General features: G+C 55.1%; 4 protein-coding genes. 2 read left to right on the plus strand and 2 right to left on the minus strand.

What is annotated here, in order from left to right:
* Window positions 1–776 (plus strand): S1 family peptidase (locus VE954_RS16835; protein WP_324954813.1); only part of this gene is annotated, 776 nt, incomplete at its 5' end.
* Here VE954_RS16835 and VE954_RS16840 read toward each other — a convergent pair.
* Window positions 777–926 carry a hypothetical protein gene (locus VE954_RS16840; protein WP_324954815.1) on the minus strand — a complete coding sequence of 50 codons (150 nt, stop codon included), beginning with the start codon at window positions 924–926 and terminating at the stop codon, window positions 777–779.
* A gap of 27 nt (window positions 927–953) precedes the next feature.
* Window positions 954–1,571: a hypothetical protein gene (locus VE954_RS16845; RefSeq protein WP_324954816.1), complete on the minus strand. Its 618-nt coding sequence runs from the start codon at window positions 1,569–1,571 to the stop codon at window positions 954–956.
* A gap of 124 nt (window positions 1,572–1,695) precedes the next feature.
* Here VE954_RS16845 and dbpA point away from each other — a divergent pair, with 124 nt between their 5' ends.
* On the plus strand, window positions 1,696–3,102 hold the full coding sequence (dbpA, locus tag VE954_RS16850; protein ID WP_324954818.1) for an ATP-dependent RNA helicase DbpA: 1,407 nt from the start codon (window positions 1,696–1,698) through the stop codon (window positions 3,100–3,102).
* Window positions 3,103–3,344: the final 242 nt, after the last annotated feature.

Consider the following 3,344-nt stretch of genomic DNA (forward strand, 5'->3'; position numbering starts at 1 on the left):
AATTTGGTCTGCCGATACCCCAATCTCCAGAGTTTTCACAAACTTTTACTGCTGATTATGATTTCGAAGGCATCGTCGCCTTATCGAATTGTTCCGGCAGTCTGGTGCGCTTTGATGATAGCCAGGACACCGATAAAGCGCTGGTTCTGAGCAACGGGCACTGTACGGGTATGATAGATCCAGGCCGGGTGGTGTTGAATCAGAGCAACAGTCGGAGCTTCGATGTGCTGGGAGCCCAGGCGAACAAACTGGGAACCGTCCGTGCGGAAAAAATCCTCTATGCAACCATGACCAAAACGGACATGAGTCTTTATCAGGTGCGGGAAACTTATCTGGATGTTCGCACCAAATACAAAGTCGATGCGCTCACACTCAGCCGAAAGTCTCCCGACGTCGGGCATGATATCGAGATCCTGTCGGGATATTGGAAACGCGGCTATTCCTGTGCCGTGGCAGCCATCGCGAATACGCTGAAGGAAGGCAAGTGGAGTTTTGAAGACGCCATTCGTTTCACCTCCACGTGCAACACCATCGGCGGCACCTCCGGAGCTCCCGTCCTCGCCACCGGCACGCGGACTGTGGTGGCGGTCAATAATACTGGCAACACATCAGGTGGTAAATGCGGAGTTAATAATCCGTGTGAGGTCAATGAAGACGGCTCGATCGTCTATCAGAAGGGGTATAGCTACGCGCAGCAAACCTACTGGCTCTATTCGTGTCGTAACGAGCAGGGGCAGCTCGACCTGACTGTCGATGGCTGCCAGCTGCCGCGCTGATCAGGTTGTGAAACGCTGGAGATAAGCAATCAGGCTTTGCAGTTCTGGTTTGGGTGGCTCAACTTTCGGTGGATAGGCCGCGTAGCCTTGAGCCAGAATCTGCAGATGCTGAATCAGATCCTTCAGAGTTAATTTAAAATCCGGACGCATCGAGGCCAGGAACAGATCAAAGTCAGCCTAGCCTTTGGCAAAACCCGCCCCTGTAAATTCCGCATGCACCTGTGAGGTCGTGAGATTCACACGATAATCCTGACAGTTGGTGCCGTACGTGTTGTCAGCGCGGACTGTGATGATCAGATCCGAACCTTCGGTCTTCATCTGCAGGGTCTTATGATCAGGATGGTTTCCACCTGAAAGCCACGCATACTCTGCACCTTCGTGCCATGACACAGAACCCTGCGCCAAAGCCTTATCTTCACCCGTCCGTCGGCAACGATAGGATGAGAGCTGATCATTGAAATTCAAAGCTTTCAAATTCACGCTTGCCCCACCATTGAACTCGGTGGCCAGGAGCAAATCACGGCTGATGTCCAGGCGGGTGCCTTTAAACGCTGGCTCCGGGTAGGCCTCCAGAATAAAACCAGGGCGTACCCAGACGCTCGATACACGATCCTGCCACCAATTGTCCAGGTTTGCGGAAGCGGGGTCCTTGCCCTCCACTTCAGCACTCCAATAGGCCCCTTGGCGGTCGGCATGTTCGAACAGAATGCAGTCACCTGGCAGGGAGCTGGTGTCAGCGTGAGCAGCCCCCGTAAGAGTATTCACGGATAACGCAAAAAGAAGATGGCGCAGCATAAGAACTCCTCCAATGGTTTGCGCGTCCAGCCTACCTGAATTCCGAGGCAAGTCCACAGTCTTGTCTGGCTCTTTTTCATCCCTTGCGTTATGGTGCCCCGTCCCAGGATCCCGGAGAAATATTATGCATTCGCCAGTCCCAGAATCCCCATCATCCTTTGCTCAACTTGCGATTTCCCCTGCCTTGCAGGAAGTGGTCGCTGAACTTGGGTTTCGCGCGATGACGCCGATTCAAGCGCAAAGTATTCCGCTCTTGCTTCAAGGTTATGACCTGATTGGTCAATCCAAGACCGGTAGCGGCAAAACAGCGGCTTTTACCCTGCCCATCCTGGACCGCATTCGCGTGTCGGCAAGACAGGTTCAAGCCCTGGTCCTTTGCCCCACCCGCGAGCTCTGTGGTCAGGTGGCCCGCGAAATGCGTAAGCTCGCACGCCGCCATCCGGGTCTGCAGGTTCTGGTGTTGGCCGGTGGGGAACCGGGCCGCCCTCAGGCCGTCAGCCTCGAAAGTGGTGTGCATATTGTGGTCGGAACTCCGGGCCGCACGCTGGATCATATCAATCGCGGGAACCTCGATCTCACAACCCTGCGGTATCTTGTTCTGGATGAGGCCGATCGCATGCTCGATATGGGCTTTGCGGATGAGATGGAAAAGATCCTGGAGGCAGCGCCACAGAATCGTCAGACCATTTTCTTTTCAGCCACCTTTCCAGCCAGCATTGAAGAGATGAGCGCGCGCTATCAGAAGCAGGCGCAACGGGTCACCATCGATGAGGGTGCCGTCACCGCGCCGAGCGTGAAGCAGATCGTGGTGGAAATTAATCCTGAGAATAAACTTTCGGCGCTGCACGGTCTGCTGGATCAGTATCGCCCGGAAACAGCCATCGTGTTTTCCAATCATAAAGCCGCGATTGCTGAAATCACCAAGGCTTTAGGTGAGTGGGGCGTAAGCGCAGCGGGACTGCACGGTGATCTGGAGCAGATGGATCGTGACAAGGTGATGGCGAAACTTCGCAATCGCAGCATCCGCGTGCTGGTGGCCACCGATGTTGCGGCCCGCGGGATCGATGTTGCGGATCTTGACCTTGTCATCAATTATGATCTGCCCCTGAAGCCGGACACCTATGTGCATCGCATTGGTCGTACGGGTCGCGCCGGCAAGGAGGGCATCGCTATCTCGATGGCCACACCGCGCGAACGCTTAAAAATTGAGGCGATCGAAACGTATACCGGTTCGAGCTTCGAACGTGAAAAAATCCAGCTGCCCAAACAGGAAAAAGCCCTGTATCAAGGCGCGGCGATGACCACGCTGTCGATTGGTGGCGGCCGCAAGGACAAGCTGCGACCAGGCGATATTCTGGGTGCCTTGACCGGCGAGGCCGGCGGTCTGGATGCGAAGGATATCGGCAAGATTGAAATTCACGACCGCGTTGCCTATGTGGCGGTCGCGCAATCGCTCGGACGTATTGCCGTCGAACGTCTGCGCGAGGGACGCATCAAAGGTCGTAAATTCAGCGTGGATTGGGTCCGCTAGGATAAACAGGACCGGCCGGCGTGGGATCACCTTCCGGCAGCAGCTGCACCTGGAGGTCCAATTGCGAATCGATCAAACGTCCGGCGTACTCCGGCCATAAGCTTTCCCGAGTCGACGAGGAAGCAGAAAGCTTTGGCTGGAGGTCAGAGGACCTGGCTACCTCCCATCATCGGAGATTGTTTGTTTTCCTCTTGCCAAATGCTTATGGCATTCATACATTTGTTTGGCTGGAGGGTATGTTG

It is taken from the genome of Oligoflexus sp. (assembly GCF_035638955.1).
Lineage (GTDB): Bacteria > Bdellovibrionota_B > Oligoflexia > Oligoflexales > Oligoflexaceae > Oligoflexus.